We start from the raw sequence: 20234 nt of genomic DNA, 5'->3' as shown, positions 1-20234 counted from the left end.
TTTTAACTAACCTGAAATGAAAAGAAAATCCATTATAATATTATTGATAACGGTACTGGTTGTTGGTGGAATGGTCTATTATAGGATCAACAAAAACAAAGAGAAAGCAGCTGCTCAACAAGGACCTAGAGGGGGCAATTCCTCCGTAAAGGTATATGGAACGGTTGTTCAGGGTCAGCCTTTCTCTGATTTCCTTTCTTTATCGGGTGCCATTGAAGCTGATGAACAGATAGAACTTCATACCGAGATTTCAGGTATCGTGGAATCTATCAATTTCACTGAAGGTGGACGGGTTTCTCTAGGACAACCTCTATTGACGATCAATGATGCTGAGTTGCAGGCACAGTTGGCTCAGGCCCAGACCCGCAATAACCTGGCTGCTGAAAATGAAAGGAGGGCAAAGCTTCTCTTAGAAAAGGAAGCGATCTCTCAGGAGGAGTACGACATCGCTAGTGCCGATTTCAGGACCGCGCAATCACAGATCCAATTGATCAAGGCTCAGTTGAGCAAGACGGTGATCAGAGCTCCTTTTTCTGGTCGGATCGGTCTAAGGAATATTTCAAAAGGAAGTTATGTGACTCCGACTACCAATATTGCCCAATTGGTCAATACCAATAGGTTGAAGGTTTCTTTTTCAATTCCTGAAAAATATGCCAATAAAGTAAGGATCAATAATCAGATAAAATTTAGTGTCCAAGGTGTAGAAGGGGAATTTACAGCGAAGATCTATGCTACAGAACCTGCCGTAGAAGCCAACACAAGGACATTATTGGTAAAAGCAATCACATCTAACAGTTCAGATCATATCATTCCAGGAACATTTGCCAATATTATTTTTCCATTGGAAACATTGGAAAATGGATTGCTGGTGCCTGCGGAAGCTTTGATACCTGTTCAAAATGGTAAGAAGCTATTTGTAATGAAAAATGGTCTGGCCAATGAGGTCATGGTTGAAACAGGAGCGAGAACGGATGAAGACGTATTGATTACTTCAGGAATACAGGGTGGCGATACGGTACTGACTTCGGGGGTAATGTCCTTGCGTAATGGCTCTAAAGTTCAGGTGAACCTTCAATAATCGATAAGAAATGAGTTTATCTACCATAAGTATTAAGCGGCCGGTCCTGACCATAGTCATGAACCTTATCCTGATTCTCTTTGGAATCATTGGATACACGTTCTTGGGTGTGCGGGAATTCCCTTCTATTGATCCAGCACAGATTTCTGTGCGGACAAACTATGCAGGGGCAAATGCAGACATCATTGAGTCGCAGATTACGGAACCCTTGGAAAAATCCATTAACTCAATTGATGGAATCCGAAATATTTCTTCTTCTTCTAATCAAGGATCCAGTAATATCACTATCGAGTTTAACCTGAGCAAAAACCTGGAAGAGGCTGCGAATGATGTGCGGGACAAAGTTTCGCAGGCATTACGGAGCTTGCCTCAAGATATAGATGCGCCGCCAGTCGTTTCCAAAGCTGATGCGGATTCAGAGCCTATCCTGACGATGACCATGCAAAGCGCTACGAAAAACGTATTGGAGCTTTCGGATTATGCCGAAAATGTAATCGCACAAAGGCTACAGACAATACCTGGGGTGAGTTCGGTTCAGATTTGGGGGCAAAAGAAATTTGCTATGCGCCTTTGGATTGATCCTGTGAAGTTGGCATCCTATGGACTGACGGTTCTGGATGTTAGGACGGCTTTGACCACGCAGAACGTGGAATTGCCTTCGGGCAAACTGACCGGTGCCAATACGGAATTGGCAATCAAGACCATCGGAAACCTTGCAACAGAGGAGGAATTCAGTAATATCATCATACGATCAGATAACAACCGAATCGTTCGCTTTTCGGATGTGGGTAAGGCCGCACTGGAAGCTGAAAACTTTGAGACGAAGATGTCCGACTCAGGCTTCCCCATGGTGAGTTTGGCAGTAATCCCTCAGCCTGGCACGAACTATCTGGAGATTGCAGATCAGTTCTATACGGAATATGACCGTATGCAGAATGAGCTGCCGGAAGGCTTTGTATTGAACATAGCAATAGATAACACCCAATTCGTCAAGAAAGCGGTATTGGAAGTGGTAGAAACCCTATTGATCGCTATTGTATTGGTGGTGTTGATTATCTATCTGTTCTTCCGAAACTGGTCCATTGCATTTAGGCCATTGATCGATATACCGGTTTCTTTGATTGCGACATTTTTCATTATGTACCTCTGTGGTTTCTCCATCAACGTGCTGACCTTGCTGGCCATTGTATTGGCTACCGGTCTGGTGGTGGATGATGGTATTGTGGTCACAGAAAACATCTTTAAGAAAGTGGAAGAGGGCATGTCGCCCATTCAAGCGGCCATCAAAGGTTCCAATGAAATCTTCTTTGCGGTAATCTCCATTTCTATTACGTTGGCAGCAGTGTTTTTACCGGTAATCTTTTTAGAGGGGTTCGTGGGAAGGCTGTTCCGGGAATTCGGTGTCGTCATCGGGGCGGCTGTATTGATTTCAGCCTTCGTTTCCCTGACCTTGACACCGATGTTGAATGCCTACCTCATGAAAGGTGGCGAACAGAAGAGATCGAAGTTTTATATGCGTACCGAACGTTATTTTGAAATGATGAACGCAGGCTATGCCGATTCGCTAAAAAGCTTCCTGAGCATGAAATGGCTTAGTTTTGCCACCATTTTGGCCTGTTTTGCATTGATCTATTTCTTCTATCAATTACTTCCTAAGGAAACTGCTCCTTATGATGATAGGAGTTACATCAGTCTGAGAGCAACAGCTCCGGAAGGGGTGTCCTATGATTATATGGATAGATTTATGACCGACCTAACCATGTTGATCAACGATTCAGTACCTGAGAAAAAGGTTAGTTTGGTGATCACATCCCCAGGATTTGGTTCTGCTTCGTCCAATTCAGGATTTGTCCGCCTTGGATTAGTGCAACCTGGTGAAAGGGAAAGGACGCAACAAGAGATCGCAGATGACCTATCTAGGTTGACCAGAGGTTACTCAGAAGGACGTGTATCGGTATCACAACAACCTACTATTTCTGTCAATAGAAGGGGAGGTCTGCCGATTCAATATATTATTCAAGCGCCTAACTTTCAGAAATTGGAGGAGAAAATTCCGGAATTTATGGATGAATTGTCAAAGGACAATACTTTTTCCATTACGGACGTAAATTTAAAGTTCAACAAACCTGAAGTATATGTCAGCATTGATCGGGAAAAAGCCCAATCCTTAGGGGTATCGGTCTTAGATGTTGCCCAGACCTTACAAATGTCGCTTTCGGGACAGCGCTTCGGTTATTTTATGATGAATGGAAAGCAATATCAGGTCATGGGGCAGTTTGATCGTAAGGATCGCTCAACGCCGATGGACCTAGCCTCTATTTTTGTCAAGAACAATCAGGGCCAGTTGATACAATTGGATAATATCGTGGAGATCGAAGAGAGAAGCAGTCCACCACAGTTGTTCCATAACAACCGCTATATGGCAGCGACCGTATCGGCGGGGCTTGCACCAGGTAAGAGCATGGGCGATGGGATTGAAGCAATGGAGGCGATCAAGGAAAGGGTATTGGATGATACCTTTACCACCGATCTTGGCGGTGAGTCCAGAGACTTTGTAGAAAGTGGTTCGAATACGATGTTCGCTTTTGGATTGGCGGTATTGCTAATCTTTTTGATCCTAGCTGCCCAATTCGAGAGTTTCATTGACCCTATTATTATCATTATTACGGTTCCGATGGCAGTTGCTGGAGCCATGTTCTCGCTTTGGCTCTTTGGCCAATCCTGGAATATCTTTTCGCAGATCGGAACGATCATGTTGATTGGTTTGGTAACCAAGAACGGTATCTTGATTGTGGAATTTGCAAACCAGCTACGTGAAGAAGGCTATAATAAATACGATGCCGTTGTTACAGCATCAGAAGCGAGGTTAAGACCTATTTTAATGACTTCACTAGCCATTGCTTTAGGGGCATTACCAATTGCGCTTTCCCTAGGGGCAGCTTCAACCAGCCGTATCGGCATGGGGGTGGTGATCGTAGGCGGAACTATTTTCGCATTGATATTGACTTTATTTGTTATTCCTGCATTTTACCTGATGATGTCAAGGAAGAAGAACTTACATCCGGAATTGGAAGAAATTAAAATGCTGGAGGAAATTGAAGAATAAAATGAAGAAACTTGTCTTATTAGGCTGTCTGATACTCTTAGCAGGGGTGAATTTGAATGCGCAGGGACTATTGACCGCTAAGGATGCTGTTCAGATAGCTCTTGAGAATAACTTTGAAATAAAACTATCGCAGAATGACCTGCGTGTTGCCCAGGAAAACATGACCTATGGCAATGCCGGTATGTTGCCTACGGTTACAGGTAATTTCTCCCAGAACAACTCTGTCATGAACTCTTCACAGGTTCAGGCCAATGGAGATCAACGTTCATTGAGGAATGCGAAAAACAATAATATGAGCTATGGCGTTAGCATTGGATGGACCATCTTTGATGGTTTTGCGATGTTTTCCAGGTATGACCAATTAAAGGAGCTTCAGAAACAAGGGGAGTTTGAACTTAAAAAAACGATCTTGGCTAAGGTCTCCGATGTTATCTCCACCTATTACACCATTGTAGAGCAACAGAATCTCCTGAATGCCATAGATTCAAGTATCAATATCTCCACGGAACGCCTGCGTACAGCTGAAAATAGATTCATGATCGGAAAGGCTTCCCGCCTGGAAGTATTGAACGTGCAAGTGAACCTCAATGAGGATGAATCAAATAGACTAAGGCAAGCCAATGTAGTCAAGAACTTAAAGATTAACCTGAACAGCCTGATGGCGCGTGATCTAAATATTGAATTTGATGTAGAAAGAGAAGTTGAGTACGATGATTCATTGATTTATGATGAGTTATTGAACAAAGCCAAAGAATACAATCCAGACCTACAGATCATAGCCATCAATAAAAGGATGGCTGAATTGGAAGTGAAGAGAGTCAAGGGCAATCGATATCCCATTGTACGATTGAATACAGGTTACAATTTTTCAGAATCTGAATCCAGTTTAGGTTTCGTATCCAGTTCGAACTCCCGTGGGTTTAATTATGGTGTTACAGCTTCGATCAATATTTTTGATGGATTTAACCAACGTAGAAATGAAAGGGTTGCCAAGATCCAATTGGAAAACTCCGGATTGATGATCGATCAGCAGAATCTATTGATCAAGACAGCCATGTCCACCGCATATGAATCTTATCAAACAAACCTGTCTTTAGCACGATTAGAGGAGAATAACGCCGATATCGCCAGACAGAACCTCAATATTACCTTAGAAAAATATAAGATAGGAACCATCTCTGCCGTAGAATTCCGTGATGCACAGGAAAACTTTATCAATGCGGTATCTAGGTTCAATTCTTCTCGGTTACAGGCCAAGCTTTCAGAGCTTGCACTGAAGGAGATGATCGGAAATATCAATCTATAGTCTTTTGTCTCAATATTTTGACAGAAAGCAAACGGTTGTGCAAATTGGACAAACGTTTGCGTGGTCAAATTGTTTTTGTTTTATCAAAAATCATATTATCATTGTATTAGTGGTTTGATAATCAAGCCCCTCAACCAAATTATACCATTCGTTAATTTGTGATAAATCAAAATTTGACTGTTTAGTTTGTTTTAAAATAGGTGATTTATAGGGGGACTATGTCCCCCTTTATTTTGTAAATTAGTTTGATAATAAATTTATACTATGAATAACTCCCGTAGAGATTTTTTAAAGAAGGCTGGTTTGTTGTCCAGCGCAGCAATTACATTGCCCTCTTTGCAAAACGAGGTGTTTGCAAGCTCCAACTTTAATATGTCTGGATTTGCTGCTCCAAAAATAGATAAAGTAAAAGTAGCCGTAATTGGTTTGGGTATGCGTGGTCCTGGCGCCGTGGATCGTCTTTCATACATTGAAGGTGTAGAAATCGTAGCACTATGTGATAAGCATGCAGACCGTGTGACCAAGGCTCAAACTATCTTAACTAAAAAAGGATTGAAGGAAGCTAAAGCCTATTCAGGTGAAGATGGCTGGAAATCCATGTTGAAAAACGAAGAACTAGACCTTGTATATATCACAACTCCTTGGGAATACCACGCTCCAATGGCTATTGAAGCAATGAAATCTGGTGCACACGCTGCAACAGAGGTTCCAATGGGATTGACGATCTCTGAAATCTGGGAAGTTGTAAAAACTTCTGAAGCGACCAAGAAACATTGTATGATGTTGGAGAACTGTTGTTATGACTTCTTCGAAATGTTGACTTTGAACATGGTACGTCAAGGGTTATTCGGCGAATTGGTACATGCTGAAGGTGCTTATATCCATGACTTATTGGACTTGAACTTCGATAAGAAAGGTTATGAAAACATGTGGAGATTGCGTGAGAACATCAAATTGAACGGTAACTTGTACCCAACCCACGGTATTGGCCCAATCGCGCAATGTATGAACATCAACTGTGGCGATAAATTGAACCACCTCGTTGCTATGCAGTCAAATGACTTTATGATGGCTGACAGAGCTAGAGAATTAGCAGCAAAGGATGATTTCTTCCAAGAATTCGTTGGTAAGAAATACAGAGGAAATATGGATACGACCTTGATCAAAACTGAAAAAGGTAAAACATTAATGGTTCAACATGATGTTACTTCACCTCGTCCTTATTCTCGTATTCACTTATTGAGTGGTACAAAAGGCTTTGCACAGAAATACCCTCAAGAAGGAATCGCTTTCGGACATAGCTTCGTAAAACCAGAAGAACTTAAAAAACTATACGATCAGTACACTCCGGAATTAGTGAAATTCATTGGTGAACAAGCTAAGGAAGTTGGTGGCCATGGTGGTATGGACTTTATGATGGACTGGAGAATGATCGACTGTCTGCGTAATGGTCTTCCTCTTGATCAAACGGTATATGATGGCGCCGTATGGAGTGCAATCGTTCCATTAAGCGTTGAATCTGTTTCTAAAAACAGCAGAACAGTGGACATCCCTGACTTCACTAGAGGTAACTGGAAAACAAACAAACCTCATGATATGACCTTGAACGGTGGTGGTAACACCAAGATCCGTCCAAAGGTTAACGCGAAGGATGTTCAATTAAATGTGAAATAGTTAAAAATCCTATATTTTCATTAAAGCTGCCTCAAAAGGCAGCTTTTTTTGATTCCTTTCTGATTCCATAGCGAATGTCCTTGGTTTTCATTTTTCAATTACTCTGTTATCTTTGTAAAAGGAGATCTTTCAATCCTATACTATGAACATTTTCAAATCTATTCCTATTTCCCTTTTATTGTTCACTGCTTGCCAATCTGGTGCTAAGAATAAAGAACAGGTTGTCTTTTCAGATTCGGTTGCCGTATGTCATACCTCATCCATTCCTTCCCGTTTTGCAAACCTAAAGAAGGATTCCGTGGGTAATAATCTCCTAGGGGAGGATAAAGCAGAAATGGTCTTGATTGAAGGGGGAACCTTTGAAATGGGAAGCAATAGCTTTCAGGATGCACAACCTTTGCACCAAGTTACGGTCAATAGCTTTTATATGGACGTGCATGAGGTAACCAATGCCCAGTTTGAAGCATTTGTGAAAGCCACTGGATATGTAACGGTAGCGGAGCGGCCATTAGATCCAAAAGATTTCTCTGGAGCAGACCCAGCTTTATTGGTGCCAGGCTCAGCAGTCTTCTCGGCTCCAAAACAAGTCCAAGGTTTGCAAGACCACCTGCAATGGTGGGAATATGTTCCCGATGCCAATTGGCGCCATCCTGAAGGACCTAAGAGCAGTATTAAAGGAAAGGAGAACCATCCTGTCACGCAACTTGCCTACGAAGATGCAGAAGCCTATGCAAAATGGGCTGGAAAGCGACTTCCAACAGAAGCGGAATGGGAATATGCAGCCAAGGCAGGTAAACATCAAGCGGAAACCTACTATTGGGGGTCTGAGAAGTTGGAAGATGGCAAATGGCTAGCGAATATTTACCAGGGTGAATTCCCCACCAAGAACTCTAAAGAAGATGGATTCGAAACTACGGCACCAGTCAAGTCCTTTCCAGCGAATGCCTTTGGCCTTTACGATATGGAAGGTAATGTCTGGGAATGGTGTTCTGACTTCTACAGACCAGATTACTACCAACATAGTCCTAAAGATAACCCCAAAGGACCAGCAGATTCCTACGATCCCCAAGAACCCGGAACCATCAAACGCGTACAACGTGGAGGCTCATTCCTTTGCAATGACCAATATTGCGAGCGCTATAAAGCCGGAAGTCGAGGAAAAGGAGAAATCAATTCGCCGACAAATAATGTAGGGTTTAGGTGTGTCAAGAGTATTATTTAGTAGAGAGTATTTAGTAGAAAGTATTTAGTATTTAGACATCTTCAATATTAAAAAAGGTCTGAGAAATTATTCTCAGACCTTTTCGAATTTTTTATATCTAAATACTAAATACTAAATACTAAATACTAAATACTAAATACTAAATACTAAATACTAAATACTAAATACTAAATACTTAGTACTTAGTACTCTGTACTGCTACTGCGCATTCAAGAACATTGATTTCTTGCTGTACAATTCTCTGAAATGTGGATCGTTAAGATCTTTGATAAAACGGATTGCTTCACCAGTAGATTTCATCTCAGGGCCTAATTGCTTGTCTACCTCAGGGAATTTTGAGAAAGAGAATACAGGCTCTTTGATGGCGTATCCATTCAGTTTGCGCTCGATCGTGAAGTCTTTCAACTTGTTCTCGCCCAACATCACCTTTGTAGCGATATTGATGTAAGGTACATCATAAGCTTTCGCGATAAATGGAACTGTACGTGATGCACGAGGGTTTGCCTCGATTACAAATACATTCTCATCTTTGATGGCGAATTGGATGTTCAATAGACCGATCACATTCAATGCTTTCGCTAATTTGATGGTATATTCTTCCATTTTCTGCTGAACCTTTTCTGATAAGCTAAATGGAGGCAATACTGCTGATGAGTCACCAGAGTGGATACCTGCAGGCTCGATGTGCTCCATCATTCCGATGATGTGAACATCTTCACCGTCACAGATCGAATCTGATTCCGCTTCTTCAGCTCTATCCAAGAAGTGGTCAATTAGGATATGGTTACCTGGAAGATTTTTTAATAGGTTCACTACTGCTTTCTCCAAGTCTTCATCGTTGATCACGATGCTCATTCCTTGTCCACCTAGTACATAGGAAGGACGAACCAATACTGGGTAACCGACTTCATTCGCAACCTTGATCGCTTCCTCTGCAGAAGTTGCCACACCATATTTTGGATAAGGGATATCTAAATCTTTCAATAGATCCGAGAAACTTCCACGGTCTTCAGCCAAGTCCATGTTTGCAAAGTTTGTTCCGATGATCTTTACGCCTTCGGCTTCTAGGCGCTCAGCCATTTTCAAGGCAGTTTGACCACCTAACTGAACGATTACACCAACCGGTTTCTCCAATTCGATGATTTCACGAACGTGTTCCCAGAATACAGGCTCGAAGTAGAGTTTGTCAGCCATGTTAAAGTCTGTAGAAACCGTCTCAGGGTTACAGTTAACCATGATTGCTTCGTAACCAGATTCTTTAGCGGCCAATAGACCGTGTACACATGAGTAATCAAACTCGATACCTTGACCGATACGGTTAGGTCCTGAACCTAATACGATGATCTTTTTGCGGTCAGATGCTGTCGACTCGTTTTCGTCTTCGAAAGTAGAGTAATAGTATGGAGTCTGTGCAGGGAATTCCGCGGCACAGGTGTCAACCATTTTGTAAACGCGACGGATACCCAATTCTTTACGGCGAGCATAAACCTCGTCTTCTGTTGTATTCCCTAGTAACCAAGCGATTTGTATATCTGAATAACCTTTTTGTTTCAAGGTCATGAAGAAATCGCGAGGGATATTGTTCAATTGGTATCTGCGCAATTCACCTTCTAATTGAACAAGCTCTTGAATTTGCAATAAGAACCATTTGTCAATTAAGGTCGCTTTACGAACAGATTCCAAAGGAACCCCTAATTCGAAAGCATCTTTGATATGGAAAAGGCGATCAGCACTTGGATGCTCCAAGCTGTGCATGATTTCCTCTAAATTTCTTGATTGGCGACCATCAGCACCTAAACCTGCACGGCCAGTCTCAAGCGATTGAGCCGCTTTTTGAAGTGCCTCGATGAAAGTACGGCCGATTGCCATAACCTCACCTACAGCCTTCATCTGTAAGCCCAATTCCTTGTTGGCACCTTTAAACTTGTCAAAGTTAAAGCGTGGAACCTTAACGATTACATAGTCCAATGTAGGCTCGAAGTATGCTGAAGTATTTTTAGTGATCTGGTTCTGAAGTTCGTCCAAGTTATAACCGATTGCCAATTTCGCAGCGATCTTAGCGATAGGGTAACCTGTAGCTTTAGAAGCCAATGCTGATGAACGGGAAACACGTGGGTTGATCTCGATAGCAATGATCTCTTCGTTCTCAGGGTTTACAGAGAACTGAACGTTACAACCACCGGCGAAGTTACCGATAGAGCGCATCATCTTAATTGCTTGATTACGCATATCTTGGTAACATTTGTCCGAAAGGGTCATCCCTGGAGCCACTGTAATGGAGTCTCCGGTATGGATACCCATAGGATCAAAGTTTTCGATCGTACAGATGATGATTACGTTATCGTTTGTATCACGTAATAATTCCAATTCAAATTCTTTCCAACCCAATACTGCTTGCTCCACCAATACCTCATGGGTAGGGGATGCATGCAGACCTCTGTTCAAGGCAGCGTCAAATTCTTCTTTCTTGTGCACAAAACCACCTCCGGTTCCAGCCAATGTGTAAGAAGGGCGAATTACTAATGGGAATCCGATCAACTGCGCAGCTTCTTTACCTTCCAAGAAGGAGTTCGCAATCTTAGAGTTCGCAACACCAACACCGATGTCGATCATCAATTGGCGGAATTCTTCACGGTTTTCAGTTTTCTCGATAGCAGCTACATCAACTCCTATCACTTTAACATTGTATTTGTCCCAAATACCACGGTTGGATGCTTCAATACATAGGTTCAAAGCGGTCTGACCACCCATAGTTGGTAGTACAGCATCGATTTGGCGTTCTTGAAGGATCTGCTCGATACTTTCGCAAGTTAATGGAAGTAAATAAACGTGATCTGCTACAACACTATCGGTCATGATTGTAGCTGGGTTTGAATTAATGATGGATACAGAGATTCCTTCTTCTTTCAGAGACAATGCTGCTTGTGATCCTGAATAGTCAAACTCACAGGCTTGTCCGATAACAATAGGTCCAGATCCAATGATTAATACCGAATTGATGGAGGTGTTTCTAGGCATTATTTTTTATTTCAATTGTTAAATACAAATAATTAAGTGGACGTTTGCAGACAGAGATTGCCTTAATGGGAGGTGTTTTTCCGACTGCTTTGTCGGAGTGCAAAGTTACATTTTTATTTTAATAATGAACGAATTATTTCATCGAAAAAATTGAACCTTCCTAGCTGCTTATTTAAGGAATTCATTACGTTTTCCTCCAATTAAACCCTTTATGCTTATCCTCAGAAAAAGTTTCGCCCATAAAAAAGGGAACTCAATGATCTGAATTCCCTTTTTCCATTAATAAATGACTATCTCATCGGCGAATAGATAACCCTTCATCGGGTTAGTCGCCTTGATCTGTATATATCGTGCCATGACCGGCTTTTCCAGCTTGATTTCAAACTTCTGAAATTTCAATGCCGGGTCTGTCGTGCTTACCTGATTTTTTACGGTTCCCAATTCTCTGTAACTTTTTCCATTGTCCGAAACCAATACCGTAAACTCTCCCGGAAAATATACCCCCGGTGCTGGGATTTGCATAAAATTTAAGGCCACAGATTTTATCTCTTCTCTTCTCTCAAAATCCACAATCACATCTACGCCTTTGGTAAATCCCTGCCATTGTCCATCCTGGTAGGTCAATGTTCCTTTTATGCCGTTGGTCAGCGTCCTGTTGCCCTGTGCAGGATATCCTTCCCAAGCCGTTTTATAGATCACTTCTTTTCCAATGGCCTTATGTATATCCAGTTCTATGGTCTCCACCGGACTGACCCTAGCGGAATCCAAAAAGGATGCAGCCTTGATTACCGCCGATTTCGATAGCTCGATCGGAAGATTGTACAAGGTCGATGATTTGCTCGGTTCCGTCCCATCTATCGTATAGCGGATGTTTGGTTTAAACTGCTCCGAAGACAAACTAACGGTGTTCCTGACATGAACAGAATCAAATTCTACCTTATTGATCACATTATAGGATGGACGGTAATAGTTCACCTCCAATTTCTGTAATATCTTATATTGCTGTTGCAGTCTCTTTTGGAAATCAGGCCAGGACTTACTTTCCTTATCGGTCCATACCACTTCCGATAGCGCTAATGCCCTTGGGAATGCCATGTATTCCACATGTTGGTAGGTTGGGATGTGTTCCGTCCATACATTCGCTTGTGCACCTAGAATATGCTTTTTCTTATCATCTTGGATCCCTTCCGGGATAGGGTTGTAGCTATAGACCTTTTCCAATGGCAAAAATCCACCCAAGGCTTCAGGCTGTGTCCTAGGATCGGTTTGGTAACCATCAAAATATAAATATGCCCCAGGCGTCATGATGACATCATGCCCAGCATTCGCTGATTTAATCCCGCCTTCTTCACCTCTCCAGCTCATCACGGTGGCTCCCGCTGTCAATCCTCCTTCTAATATCTCATCCCAGCCTATCAGCTTTCTGCCTTTGGATTGCAGGTACTCATCCATTTGCTTGATGGCATAGGACTGTAGTTCATCTTCCGACTTCAGGCTATCCTTCTTCATCAAGGCTTGGCATTTCGGACAATTTTTCCAATGGGATTTATCAGCCTCATCGCCTCCGATATGGATATACGGGGAAGGGAAGATGGTCATTACCTCATCCAAAACATTCTTTAGGAATTTATAGCTGTCCTCATTGCCTAAACAGAACTCACCTTGGGTATAAGGTTGGCCTGTACAGGATAGTTCAGGGTAAACGGCTAATACCTCTTCGGAATGTCCTGGCATTTCAATCTCTGGAATAATGGTAATGCCCCGCTTAGCGGCATAGGCTACCAGTTCCCTTGCTTGGTCTTGCGTATAATATCCTCCACTGGCATTTGGGGTACCTTCGTCTACATATTGTCGACCATTGTTCCACCAATCTTTCCACAGCGTATGCGTCCTCCAAGCGGCCTTCTTCGTCAATTCTGGGTACTGCTTGATCTCCAATCTCCATCCAGCCCCATCTGTTAGGTGCCAATGGAAGTAATTGAATTTATAAAGCGCCAATAGGTCAATGTATTTCTTTAGGAAATTAAAGGGCATAAAATTCCGGGAAACATCCAAGTGCATCCCTCTATAGGGAAACCTTGGCTTATCCTCGATGCGTACAAATGGCAAGGACTTACTGTCGTTCAGATAGCTCAATTGCACCAGACTATAGATTCCCGGGATCATCGCTTGAGCGGAATGCGCCTTAATGAGGATACCCTGTTCATCCACCTCAATGAGGTAGCCGTTTGGGTCAACACGGTCATATTCTTCCGCCTTAAACAGGCGAATTCCCGAATTATGCTGTTTTTTGATCTTTTTAACTAACTCTGAATTTCCAATATGAATGCCTGGTATCTCATTGACCAGATCTGCAACCTGGGAAAACTCCTCGGTATAGTAGAGATCTAGTTTGTGGTCGAGGTTGAAATTTCCTTCTTGGGAGACCACTTTGACAGGTCGAGGAATTATGGCAATTTCCTGTTCTTGGGCAGATAGCCATAAGGGCAACAAACAGGTCAAAAAGAGTAATTTACGCAGATGATGAACCATATTGGAGAATAGGGGTTTGATTTTTAGCAAATATCCTAAAAAAATAATATTTAGATAACAATAAAAGTAGAGACATGGTTTTTATGAGATTATCCTAACATTCGTTTAACATAAATACTGTAAATATCATTAACTTTGTTGCATGATTGAACTTCCTGTAATTCCTGTAAACCAGACTCAACGTAAACCAGATTGGTTGCGCGTAAAGCTACCTGTTGGAAAAGAATACCGACATGTAAGAAGTTTGGTTGATGAACATAAGCTGCATACCATTTGCGAAAGTGGAAATTGTCCTAACATGGGTGAATGTTGGGGAGCAGGTACTGCTACCTTTATGATCCTAGGAAATATCTGCACGCGATCGTGTTCATTCTGCGCCGTAGCTACCGGTAGACCACTACCTGTAGATCACGATGAACCAAACCGTGTGGCAAATTCGGTCAAATTGATGCAGGTTAAGCATTGTGTTATTACTTCGGTAGACCGCGATGACCAGAAGGATGGAGGTTCACAGATCTGGGCTGAGACAATTTTGGCTATCCGTAGGGAAAGTCCTGAAACAACTTTGGAAACCTTGATCCCTGACTTTAAGGGGCAATGGGAAAACCTAGACCGCGTATTGGCCGTTCGTCCTGAAGTGGTGTCCCATAATATTGAGACCGTTAGAAGATTGACCCGTGAAGTTCGAATCCAAGCTAAATATGACCGTTCATTGGAATGCTTGAGAAGGATCTCCGAAGCAGGTCTTCGTACGAAGTCAGGTATTATGTTAGGTTTGGGTGAAACCGAAGAGGATGTTATCGAAACTATGCAAGATCTGTACAATGTAGGGGTCGATATCCTGACCATCGGACAATACCTTCAACCTACAAAAGCACACCATCCTGTTATTGATTGGGTAACCCCTGAACAATTTGAAAAATATAAAGAAATCGGATTGAAAATGGGATTCAAATACGTAGAATCCGGACCATTGGTAAGATCATCCTACCATGCTGAAAAACATCTCTTCGATATGCAATAAAGATTAAATCCTTAGAATTCTAAGGTTTTTTTTTGGAATACATTATTTTTAACCTTTATCAATAGTGTTTGATATGTTTTTCAAGAGAATATTTCTTCCCTTATTCCTACTGGAGCTGTTATTGCTTTTGTTGACCAGTTTAGCCTATTTCCTGCTGGTCCGCTTTTGGAATATTAATCTTCCAGAATGGGTATTGTGGATGTTTCCTATTGCTCTGAGCCTCCTTTTTGTCTATATCTTTCTCCATCGTATCCTTCGCATAATTTTTCCCGACATATCAAATGATGCCGTGAAACTGGTGCCGATTGGGATTTTATTCGTGCTTGTTCCCATCCTTACGGCAGTCTTATTTCCAGCATTGGCCAAGAGTATCCGTTACAATTTCGCTACGGTGCAACAGCTGAAGAGCATCAATAACCTGAAGGCCGGTGAAAGCCCTGTTTTTTTGGAAGTAGAGGATTGGTATGTGGATCGCATGCGCGTCATTCCTATCCGCAGCATCAGTACTCCTTCTCTCTTGAGTATGGGGAAACATCAGGTCAATATCCTGTTTATTGCGCCCATTTTCTCCAAAACAGATGCCTACCGAACGCATGCCAAGGCATGGTTGGGTTTTGCCTATAGCAAGGTATTTAGTCGAAAGGAACTGAATGAGCACCTAGATGATAAGTTTGCTAAAGGATCCATAGCCCATTTCAAGAAAATGAATGTGCGTGGTTTTGACTATTTTGAAGCATTTCCCAGGGGTGAACAATATGAGGTATTTAAGGAGATGGCTCAAGTTCACGATTATTTTAAAAGCGGTTACATCAATATTTACAGAGGGCAGGATGTAGACCGAGATATCTTATCGATCTACCATTTTAAGTATTTCCTGTTCCTGTTTGCGATCGTAGGAATTCCGGGACTATTGATAGTCGCAGGATTGATTTCCTATTTTAAACCTAAGGAATTTGATGGGCTGGAATAAGTTTACTTATTAGACCTTATATATTCGGTCTGCCCAGCTATAACGGTTCTCAGGGTTTTGACATCCCTCAATTTCTCATTGGGAGCAGTCATGATATCGTCTTCCAAGATCACGAAATCCGCATCTTTACCTTTTTCTATACTCCCGCGTTTCTTTTCCTGGAAGCAAGAATATGCCGCCCAAATGGTCATGCCTCGCAAGGCCTGTTCTCTTGTAATGGCATTTTCCATTTGGAAACCACCCTCAGGGTACCCTACCTTGTCCACTCGTGCTACAGCAGCGTGGAAACCATATAGGGGATTGTAATGTTCCACGGGGAAATCACTGCCCAATGCCAATAAACCATATTCTTCCAAGAGCTTCTTATAAGCATACGCACCTTTGATACGGTCCGGTCCGATGCGATTTTCGGCCCAGTACATATCCGAAGTAGCATGGGTCGGTTGAACCGATGGGATGATCTGGAATTCCTTGAATTTATCAAAATCATTAGGGGCAATGATCTGTGCATGCTCTATCCTCCAACGACGTTTTTTGCCATCTTTCAGGTATTTGCCATAAGTGTCCAAGATAATCCTATTGGCAGAATCACCGATAGCATGGGTATTTACCTGGAAATTGCTGTTGGCCAACCTTTTGATGACCTTGTCAAATTCTTCAGGGCTTTGCAATAGGAATCCATTGGTTGGTGCGTCATGGTACGGGTGTAATAAACATGCACCACGAGAACCCAAGGCTCCATCTGCCATTAACTTAAAGGAACGAACCGTCAATCGGTCCGACTCGAATGTTCCGGACCTCAAATAGTCCTTTACACTTTGTTCATTCGCAAGCACCATGGCATAATCCCTGATGGCCAATGAATCCTCATTATAGAATATCTTCAGGGATTCAATCTGTTCTTTGGTTAATCCGGCATCGACGATACTGGTCAGACCTACCGAAAGCAGTGAATCTTGAGCTCTTCTCAAAATCTTCAGCAAAGCTGAATTTTGTTGTTTAGGAATGTGGCTCTGAACCAACTGCATGGCATTGTCGATCAGGATGCCGTCAGGTAATCCTTCCTCGTTGACCGATATAACGCCACCTTCAACAAAATAAGCGCTGTCTAGGGATGCTTTTTGCAATGCACTGGTATTTGCCAGCGCAGCATGATAATCCACCCTTGTCAAATAGATTGGAATATTCGGGAAATATTTATCCAAGGAATCCTTGGTCGGGAAATCTTTTACCTCCCATAGGTTCTGGTCCCAACCATTACCAATGATCCATTTTTTGTCTGGATTGGCGCTAGCATAAGCTTTTAACCTTTCTAATACCTCATCAAAAGACTTTGAACCCACCAAGTTTACCTCATCCATGCCTTCTGCTAACATAAAGAAGTGCGCATGGGCATCATAAAACCCAGGATAGATAAACTTGCCTTCCACATCCAGTTTCTCCTTTGCATCATATTTGTTCAGTAAATCTTGTGAATCCCCCAGCTCGACAATGACGCCATTGTTTACGGCAAAGGCTTCCACTGTAGAAAAAAGAGAGTCTACCGTGTACACTTTCGCATTATAAACTATCAAGTCAATCTGTTTATTGGTGGTACAGCTTATGAACAAGCTAATCAGAAATAGAAATATAAGGTTGGTTTTAAGATTCATCGTTTCGTTAAGATGATTTAAGACAAATGTACTAAGAAAAAGCTGAAATTGCCCTGAATAAGAAAAAGCTTCTTTTAAGGTTAAAAGAAGCTTTTTCGATATTCAAAAATCAAAATACAATGAATGTTAGCAGTACTCGTCGAAAGCTGCAACTAAGTTGTCAGCAATCATTTGAGCAGGTCTGCCTTCAATCATATGTCTTTCTATCATATGCACCAACTTACCATCTTTGAACAATGCCATTGCTGGAGAAGATGGAGGGTAAGGTAACATATACTGACGTGCTTTGTCTACTGCTTCTTTTTCCATTCCGGCAAATACAGTAACCAATTTGTCAGGGTGTTTTTCGTTTTTAACGGCAGCTTTTGCAGCTGGACGCGCATTGGCAGCAGCACAACCACAAACCGAGTTTACTACTACGAATACAGTTCCTTCAGAAGGAATTGCAGAGTCAACCTCAGATGCTGACTTTAATTCTTGAAATCCAGCATCAACTAATTCTTGACGCATTGGAGCTACTAAATATTCTGGATACATATTCTAATTCTTAATGATTTATGCAAATATAGTCTTAAATGATACCATAGTCAAGCCGTTATCCTCAAGAAAATGTCAATTTTACAGTGAATAATGCAGCAATGTTTTGAATTGATTTGACTATCAAGTAATTTTGTGGTTCTAAAATCAAAAAGGAAAACTATGTCATCATTAGAAACTACCTACGTACCTTACAAAGTAAAAGACATCTCTTTAGCAGAGTGGGGCCGTAAAGAAATAGAATTAGCAGAAGCGGAAATGCCAGGATTAATGTCCTTACGTAAGGAATTTGGTGCAACCAAACCTTTAAAAGGCGCAAGAATCGCTGGCTGTTTGCACATGACTATTCAAACTGCTGTATTGATTGAAACCTTAGTTGAACTAGGTGCGGATGTATCTTGGTCTTCTTGTAATATCTTCTCTACTCAAGATCATGCTGCTGCTGCTATCGCTGCTGCTGGTATCCCTGTTTATGCTTGGAAAGGCATGAATGAAGAGGAATTTAACTGGTGTATAGAACAAACCTTGTTTTTTGGAGAAGATCGTCAACCATTGAACATGATCTTGGATGATGGTGGTGACTTGACCAATATGGTATTCGACCAGTTCCCTGAATTGATCGATGGCATCAAAGGTCTTTCTGAAGAAACCACTACAGGTGTGCACCGTCTATACGAACGTATGAAAAACGGTACCTTACATCTACCAGCGATCAATGTTAATGACTCCGTGACCAAATCTAAATTTGATAACAAGTACGGATGTCGTGAATCATTGGTTGATGCCATTCGCCGTGCTACCGATTTGATGTTGGCAGGTAAAGTTGCGGTAGTTGCCGGCTATGGTGATGTAGGTAAAGGTTCTGCTGAATCATTGCGTTCTGCAGGTGTGCGTGTATTGGTAACTGAAATTGACCCAATCTGTGCTTTGCAGGCGGCAATGGAAGGTTATGAGGTGAAGAAAATGGAAGATGCCATCAAAGAAGCTAATATCGTGGTAACTACGACCGGTAACAAAGACATCATCCGCCCTGAGCATTTCAAGGCAATGAAAGATAAAACTGTAGTTTGTAATATCGGTCACTTCGACAATGAAATCGATGTGGCTTGGTTAAACCAAAACCACGGCAGCTCTAAAGTAGAAATCAAACCGCAGGTTGATAAATATACAATCGATGGCAAAGATATCATTCTCTTAGCTGAAGGCCGTTTGGTAAACCTAGGTTGTGCTACGGGTCATCCATCTTTCGTGATGTCAAACTCTTTCACCAACCAAACATTGGCTCAATTGGAACTATGGACCAATACTGACCAATACAAAAAAGAAGTGTACACCCTACCTAAACACCTTGATGAAAAAGTTGCTCGTCTGCACCTTGCCCATATCGGTGTTGAATTGGATGAATTGACTCCTGAACAAGCTGAATATATCGGTGTAACTGTTGAAGGCCCTTATAAGCCAGAAGCATACCGTTATTAATATGAGTATTTAGTAATTAGTAGTTAGTATTTAGACTTTGCTGATTGCTTAATCTATAAACAAGAAAGCCGAGGGATATCCCTCGGCTTTCTTGTTTATAGATTTAATTGCTTTTTTACGGCATTTAATCCGTTTTGTAGTCTGGCCTCTTCTAGACCGGAAATGATTTCGTATTCAGCCTGGAGGGCATTTAGTTCCTCTTTCCAAACTTTCATAAAGTGTGCTCTTTCGGTAGGGAAATCCCGTAATGGATCATCTTCCCATGGTAGGTCTATATCCATCAGGAGATAGAGGTCATACTTCCTTGATCTGATTTCTTCAGTTACTTCCTCTGGAGTATAGCCAAAAAGATGATCAGACCAAATCTTAACCGTCAATATCGTGGTATCACAGACCAAGAGTCCATGGCTTGCAGATGCGGTCAATGCTTCTTCCAGTGCAATCTGTCCGTAGAACATGTTGGTTTCATCCTGTAAGGTATATTGATTGTTCAGGTTTTTGCAATAATATCGAGCATATTCGGGGACACAGACCGTTCCTAACTCTTTGGCAAGGTAATTTGCCATGGTGGATTTGCCTGTTGATTCCGGACCGACCACTGCAATCTTCCTGGGATGCACTCTTTCAATTTCCATA

The 20234-nt window shown here is 41.9% G+C and carries 13 protein-coding genes; 8 read left to right on the top strand and 5 right to left on the bottom strand.

The window, feature by feature from the left end; genetic code table 11:
- The first annotated feature begins 16 nt into the window (after positions 1–16).
- The 5 genes from NMK93_RS16610 to NMK93_RS16590 all read left to right on the top strand — a co-directional run bounded on the left by NMK93_RS16610 (position 17) and on the right by NMK93_RS16590 (position 8386).
- A complete protein-coding gene (locus NMK93_RS16610) occupies positions 17–1078 on the top strand; it encodes an efflux RND transporter periplasmic adaptor subunit (RefSeq protein ID WP_254529662.1) in 1062 nt (353 codons plus the stop codon).
- A 10-nt stretch (positions 1079–1088) separates the two neighbouring features.
- Positions 1089–4184, top strand: coding sequence for an efflux RND transporter permease subunit (locus NMK93_RS16605; protein WP_254529660.1), 3096 nt, complete (start codon positions 1089–1091; stop codon positions 4182–4184).
- Position 4185: 1 nt separating this feature from the next.
- Positions 4186–5490, top strand: coding sequence for a TolC family protein (locus tag NMK93_RS16600; protein WP_185213276.1), 1305 nt, complete (start codon positions 4186–4188; stop codon positions 5488–5490).
- A gap of 264 nt (positions 5491–5754) precedes the next feature.
- Complete coding sequence (locus NMK93_RS16595) at positions 5755–7164, top strand: Gfo/Idh/MocA family protein (RefSeq protein ID WP_185213277.1); 1410 nt, start codon at positions 5755–5757, stop codon at positions 7162–7164.
- A 142-nt stretch (positions 7165–7306) separates the two neighbouring features.
- On the top strand, positions 7307–8386 hold the full coding sequence (locus NMK93_RS16590) for a formylglycine-generating enzyme family protein (RefSeq protein ID WP_254529658.1): 1080 nt from the start codon (positions 7307–7309) through the stop codon (positions 8384–8386).
- A gap of 198 nt (positions 8387–8584) precedes the next feature.
- On the opposite strand, the gene carB is transcribed toward NMK93_RS16590, so the two are convergent.
- Both carB and NMK93_RS16580 read right to left on the bottom strand, forming a co-directional pair.
- A complete protein-coding gene (gene carB / locus NMK93_RS16585; protein WP_185217637.1) occupies positions 8585–11404 on the bottom strand; it encodes a carbamoyl-phosphate synthase large subunit in 2820 nt (939 codons plus the stop codon).
- Between the two features lie 279 nt (positions 11405–11683).
- Positions 11684–13936: a family 20 glycosylhydrolase gene (locus NMK93_RS16580; RefSeq protein ID WP_254529656.1), complete on the bottom strand. Its 2253-nt coding sequence runs from the start codon at positions 13934–13936 to the stop codon at positions 11684–11686.
- Positions 13937–14078: 142 nt separating this feature from the next.
- Here NMK93_RS16580 and lipA point away from each other — a divergent pair, with 142 nt between their 5' ends.
- A complete protein-coding gene (gene lipA / locus NMK93_RS16575; RefSeq protein WP_185213281.1) occupies positions 14079–14960 on the top strand; it encodes a lipoyl synthase in 882 nt (293 codons plus the stop codon).
- Between the two features lie 73 nt (positions 14961–15033).
- Positions 15034–15930 carry a hypothetical protein gene (locus NMK93_RS16570; RefSeq protein WP_254529654.1) on the top strand — a complete coding sequence of 299 codons (897 nt, stop codon included), beginning with the start codon at positions 15034–15036 and terminating at the stop codon, positions 15928–15930.
- A gap of 2 nt (positions 15931–15932) precedes the next feature.
- On the opposite strand, the gene NMK93_RS16565 is transcribed toward NMK93_RS16570, so the two are convergent.
- Together NMK93_RS16565 and NMK93_RS16560 are read right to left on the bottom strand one after the other, a co-directional pair.
- Positions 15933–17582: an amidohydrolase gene (locus tag NMK93_RS16565; protein ID WP_254771284.1), complete on the bottom strand. Its 1650-nt coding sequence runs from the start codon at positions 17580–17582 to the stop codon at positions 15933–15935.
- Positions 17583–17708: 126 nt separating this feature from the next.
- A complete protein-coding gene (locus NMK93_RS16560; RefSeq protein WP_185213285.1) occupies positions 17709–18119 on the bottom strand; it encodes a BrxA/BrxB family bacilliredoxin in 411 nt (136 codons plus the stop codon).
- Positions 18120–18281: 162 nt separating this feature from the next.
- On the opposite strand from NMK93_RS16560, the gene ahcY reads away from it, so the two are divergent.
- On the top strand, positions 18282–19598 hold the full coding sequence (gene ahcY, locus NMK93_RS16555) for an adenosylhomocysteinase (RefSeq protein ID WP_254529650.1): 1317 nt from the start codon (positions 18282–18284) through the stop codon (positions 19596–19598).
- A 95-nt stretch (positions 19599–19693) separates the two neighbouring features.
- On the opposite strand, the gene NMK93_RS16550 is transcribed toward ahcY, so the two are convergent.
- Entirely contained in the window at positions 19694–20233 is a 540-nt protein-coding gene (locus NMK93_RS16550) for an AAA family ATPase (protein ID WP_254529648.1), read from the bottom strand.
- Between the last annotated feature and the right edge of the window lies 1 nt (position 20234).

The sequence above is a fragment of the Sphingobacterium sp. LZ7M1 genome (assembly GCF_024296865.1).
Taxonomy (GTDB): Bacteria; Bacteroidota; Bacteroidia; order Sphingobacteriales; family Sphingobacteriaceae; genus Sphingobacterium.
The sequence above is the reverse complement of the archived record's forward strand: the minus strand, read 5'-3'. Positions and strand labels throughout refer to the sequence as shown.